Genomic DNA, 4,819 nt, shown 5'->3' with positions numbered 1-4,819 from the left:
GGATGACATCAAAGCGCTCGGAAATAACACTTCCAGTGCTTCGAGCCCATTGAATAGCGTCGTTGATGTGGTCGACCTCCATCCGTACTTCAGTAGCAGCGAATACGTGATGATGGTGCAAGCGTTTATCGATACCATGGCCACCGTTGTCCCCAATGGTCCGAAACAGCTTTGGCTGACGGAAACCAACAACGGGATCGATGGCACTGACGCCGGGCAAACTGCGGCCTTCAACCAGGTCAAAGTGCTGATGAACAACGGCTCCGTGCAAAAAGCGTTCTGGTTTGTGGTGCGTAACGGCGATCCGGACAATGGTGAAGGCGATGGCTATGCGATCTACGATTTCAACCGCAACCTGATTCGTCCTCAACTCGCCGCGGCCATCAAGGCCTATACCGCGACCATTCCGCGTTCGCAGCGGTTCCTGTCGGGTTCTTACCTGACGCCCGTGAAGTAAGCGGCCAACTGTCTCCGACGCCGATCTCCGTACGAAGAGATTGGCTCGTCGAACAGATCGAGCCAGCGGGATAGCTATCCCGCTGGCTCTGATCACACTCTGACCAGCAGCTTCCCGAGATTCTTCCCTTCGAACAGGCTATTCAGCGCGTTCGGCAGCGCGTCGAAACCATCGACGTACGTCTCCTGATACACAACTTCGCCGTTCTTCACCCATGGTGCGACGGTCTGCAGCATCTCGTCCATCCGGTACACAAAGTCACGCGCCAGAATCCCCTGAATCGTCGCGCGCTGAAACAGCATGTGCTGCAAGAAGCGCGGCGCGAGGTCCGGCGTGTCGAGACCGCCGTCGTATTGCGCGATCGCGCCGCAGATCACGATTCGCGCGCGGCGCTTGATGAGCGGAATCACCGCGTCGGTGACCATGCCGCCCACGTTGTCGAAATAGATATCGACGCCACCGGTCGCCGCTTGCAGCGCTGACTGCAAGCCTTCGAGCGTGGGATGCGCGCGGTAATCGACCGCGCCGTCGAGTTTCAACGTGTCGGTCAGAAACGCGCACTTGTCCGGCCCGCCCGCGATCCCGATGACGCGGCATCCGGCACGCTTGCCGAACTGCGCAACCAGCGAGCCCACCGCACCCGCGGCACCGGACACGACCAGCGTGTCGCCCGGACGCGGACGGCCCGCTTCCATCAAACCGAACCACGCGGTGCGTCCCGGCATGCCGAGCACGCCGAGCGCGGTCGAAACCGGCGCTGCGTCGGGGTTCAGTTTCGTCAACTCGCTGTGATGGCACTTGGCGTACAACTGCCAGCCGCTATAGGCCGACACCCAGTCGCCCTGCTTGAACAGCGGACTCGCCGACGCCACCACTTCACCCACCACGCCTGCCCGCTGGACGATCCCGAGCGGATGCGGCACATCGTAGGTATTGCGTTCGTGCTGCTGGATGCGAATGTACGGATCGACGCTGACGATGCGCGCCCGGATCAACACCTCATTCGAGGACAACTTGTCGTCGAGTTCGCTTTCGCGCAACTCGTAATGCTCATCGCCAACTCGTCCTTCGGGACGTTTGACGTAAAACCACTGGCGATTTTGGTAATTCATGTGAAGACTCGCTGCTGTCGTAGACAGTGAGTGATCTTAGCAGCGGGGCAATCGCGCGCCCGTCAGCCGCCTCACGTCGCATCGTCTGACTGATGTGGCAAGGCCGGGAGGCACTGCAACATGCGCAAGATTCCAAGCTTGTTGAAAGCCGCCCGTCCCGTTAGAATCCAGCGGTCTCTGGGGAGTAGCCTTCCTTCAATCATTGAAGGAGAGCGCGTCAACATACTTGACCTGCGGGTCATGGCGCGTTCGACCGGGTCGGTTTGGCGAGACCATTGGCGTACTGCTTCGTTCTGGTCGGACGGGGCGCGGTGCGTCATTGGTTTATCACTACGTCCGGCCGCGGAGTTGCCCTGTGAAACATCGTTGTGCCCTGCCAGTCTCCCCACTTGGCCGTCCGTCGTGCCGCTTCCGTTGTGCTTATTCAGGGAGCCGCGCATGAGCGGTTTGCTCTTCGAACTCGCCATCATGCTGGTCGTCATTCTGGTGGCGGCTGAGCTCTTTACCAATGCGCTCGAACATCTTGGCGAGCGCCTGAAAATCTCCGAGGGCGTGACAGGTTCGCTGTTCGCGGCCGTCGGCACCGCATTGCCCGAAACCCTCGTCCCGCTGCTCGCGATTGTCAGCGGCACGGCCGATAGTGCCGTCAACCAGGAGATCGGCGTCGGCGCGATCCTCGGTGCACCGCTGATGCTTTCCACCCTGTCCACCTTCCTGATGACGCTCGCCATTCTCGGCTCGCGCGGCGCCAAAGGCTGGGTCACGCCGGAGCGCACGGGTTTCACGCGCGATCTGAACTACTTTCTGTGCGCCTTCGTGCTGGCGGCCGCGGCAATGTATGTGCCGCACCAGGAGATGATCGTGCGGGCGCTGTTGAGCGCGGCCCTGGTCGGCGTGTACGTTACTTATGTGGTGATGACGTTTCGCGCGTCGAACAAACTGGTCGACGCCGGCCATGGCACCGAGGCGCCGGGCAAGATGCTGCTGTCGCGTCTTGGCGTGCCCACGAATCTGGCGACCATCGCGATGCAACTGGCGCTGGCGGTCGCGTTGCTGGTGTGGGGTGCGGAAGGCTTCATCCACGGGGTGCGGGGCGTGTCAGAGGGGCTCGGTGTCTCGCCGCTGCTGCTGTCGCTGCTGATCATTCCCATCGCCACTGAGTTGCCGGAGAAGGTCAACAGCATCCTGTGGATTCGCCGTGGCAAGGACACGCTGGCGTTCGGCAACATCACCGGCGCGATGGTGTTTCAGGGCACCTTGCTGCCCGCGATCGGGATTCTGCTGACGCCGTGGACGCCGCGCATTGAAGTCGTGACCGGCATCGTGATCACGCTCGCCGCCGCCGCGTGGCTGCGGATCAACGTGCGCGAACGCGGTGTGCCGGTGTGGGCGTTGCTGGTGTGCGGCGTGTTGTACGCCAGTTATCTGGTGATCACGCTGACCCGCTAGGCGAGCAACTTCAATTAGACGGTGCTGCACCCGCACCCGCTGCCGTGCCATCCGGTTTGTACACCGTCTTCCAGTCATCCTTCATATCGACGACGAGCCAGCCCTTCACGCCGGCTTCGTCGAGCCCCTTGTCGAGCCTGCCGCTTTTCGCCGTGCGGTCGTACGCATATTCCCGTGCGTCGTCGGTGTGATGCACCAGCACCGCGAGGCGCGGGCCGTCGCCGGCCGAAGTCCATTCGAGCATCGGCACGTCGCCGTCCGCGTTGCCGAAAGCGATCACCGGACGCCTGCCGATCACGCGATCGATAGCGAGCGGTTTGGCCGCGCCGTCGACCAGATTGTCGACCTGCGCAAACCGGGTCAACGAAACCGCGCCGTTCGTTTCGCCGTACCTGTATTTGACGGTGCTGCCGATCACCTGCTCCGGTGGGATGCCATACATGCGCTGCGCCAGATCGCGGACGAACTCGGCGTCGCTGCCGGTCACCAGATAGGTCTTGAAGCCATTGGCGCGCAGATAGGCGAGCAACTCGAGCATCGGCTGATACGCCAGGTCGGTGTACGGCCGATTAAAGCGCGGGTCGCTCGCGGAGTCGAACCATTCGTGCACGAGCGCGGCGAATTGCTCGCTGGTCATGCCGGCGGTCGCTGCCGCCATGATTTTCATCGAGCCGGCGTCGCCACTCGCCGCGATGCTCTTCAGATTGCCTCTCAGAATCGATCGGAACGGCTCCTGCCGTTTCCATTCCGAATGCCGGCCAGCCACCGCCTTGACACGCTGCAGCGCGAATACGAGTTGCGGCGAGGCGGGCTGCTCCGGCCACAATGTGCCGTCGTTGTCGAACACGGCGATCCGGTCAGCGCGCGCGATGAAATCCTTCGACTCGGGCGTTGTGACCAGCGTGACGAAATCGACGATCGAGCGTTTGGCCGCCGTGTCGTTCCATGAGGCCAGCGCGGCGGACGTCGACACACCGGCCGGTGACCCGCTCGCGTCGTGATGCGGCGTGACGGTGCAAGCGGAAAGAACCGCGACGGTCAAGGCAATGCAGTACCGGTACATCGTGCGAATCATGAAGGCCTCATCAAAGCGGTGGGTCGAACTTTAAGCGAGCGCCAGTCTAACGGGTAAAGCGGTTATTGCAGCTCCTGCGGGCGTTTTTTCGCCAAACAGCCATTTAAGTCAGTCGACCTGGACTGCTGGAAATGCGTGCCGATTTTCTGAATGCGCCTAAGAACCGCATGGAGATGTGGTGAAAAAATGCTAATTGAATTCGGGAAAAAGTATGCGCCGCCTTTGATCCGACATTCCTTTCGATCGTGTTACAAATTTATCTCTGTAATTTTGAGAAACGTTTGCTAATATTCCGCAACGATGTAGTCACCGGGAACGTTTATCGGCGATATGCTTCATTGGGTTTTCGCGTTTCTCTTGTTCAAGGAGCGTCCATGCAAGCTCTGTGTGCAGCCGCAGCGGCTTTTCAATTTGATTGAGAGACTCAACGCGATTTAATCGCGGGCCTCATCTGCTTTGCATTTTTTAACCAGCGGCGTTTAGCCGCGGGGTGAGCGAACGCATGCCCGAAACTAATTCGATTTAATTCGAAAATACGAGCGCTGGTTCATTTTGCTTTATTTGCGTTGAGCAAAGGAATGCGTTCGCCTATAAGAAATGCCCGAAGACGAGGTATGAGAAATGGGTTGTAAAGGTACGGTTTGGTCGGCCGCGTTATATGTCGTGTCGGTGGCGCTGTCGCCGGCATTCGCGCAGGCATCGGCCGACGAAGCCAATAAGAGTAAC

At 60.2% G+C, this 4,819-nt stretch carries 4 protein-coding genes and 1 riboswitch; of the genes, 2 read left to right on the top strand and 2 right to left on the bottom strand.

What is annotated here, in order from left to right:
* A partial coding sequence (locus QOC89_RS11040) for a glycosyl hydrolase (protein WP_323045046.1) occupies positions 1-457 on the top strand: 457 nt, incomplete at its 5' end.
* Positions 458-549: 92 nt separating this feature from the next.
* On the opposite strand, the gene QOC89_RS11035 is transcribed toward QOC89_RS11040, so the two are convergent.
* A complete protein-coding gene (locus QOC89_RS11035; RefSeq protein ID WP_323045045.1) occupies positions 550-1,569 on the bottom strand; it encodes an NADP-dependent oxidoreductase in 1,020 nt (339 codons plus the stop codon).
* 167 nt (positions 1,570-1,736) lie between these two features.
* A riboswitch (yybP-ykoY riboswitch) is annotated at positions 1,737-1,911 on the top strand.
* 96 nt (positions 1,912-2,007) lie between these two features.
* Between QOC89_RS11035 and QOC89_RS11030 the strand changes: the two genes are divergently transcribed.
* The gene (locus tag QOC89_RS11030; RefSeq protein ID WP_323045044.1) at positions 2,008-3,018 is read left to right on the top strand and encodes a sodium:calcium antiporter; all 1,011 of its coding nucleotides are present in this window, start codon (positions 2,008-2,010) and stop codon (positions 3,016-3,018) included.
* A gap of 10 nt (positions 3,019-3,028) precedes the next feature.
* Here QOC89_RS11030 and QOC89_RS11025 read toward each other — a convergent pair whose 3' ends face one another.
* The gene (locus QOC89_RS11025; RefSeq protein WP_323045043.1) at positions 3,029-4,093 is read right to left on the bottom strand and encodes an HAD family hydrolase; all 1,065 of its coding nucleotides are present in this window, start codon (positions 4,091-4,093) and stop codon (positions 3,029-3,031) included.
* Positions 4,094-4,819: the final 726 nt, after the last annotated feature.

This window comes from Paraburkholderia sp., assembly GCF_034668105.1.
In the GTDB taxonomy this organism is placed as follows: domain Bacteria; phylum Pseudomonadota; class Gammaproteobacteria; order Burkholderiales; family Burkholderiaceae; genus Paraburkholderia.
The sequence above is the reverse complement of the archived record's forward strand: the minus strand, read 5'-3'. Positions and strand labels throughout refer to the sequence as shown.

Coding starts and splice junctions, on each gene's coding strand:
- QOC89_RS11035 (WP_323045045.1), bottom strand. CDS start 1,569: ATGAATTACCAAAATCGCCAGTGGTTTTACGTCAAACGTCCCGAAGGA.
- QOC89_RS11030 (WP_323045044.1), top strand. CDS start 2,008: ATGAGCGGTTTGCTCTTCGAACTCGCCATCATGCTGGTCGTCATTCTG.
- QOC89_RS11025 (WP_323045043.1), bottom strand. CDS start 4,093: ATGATTCGCACGATGTACCGGTACTGCATTGCCTTGACCGTCGCGGTT.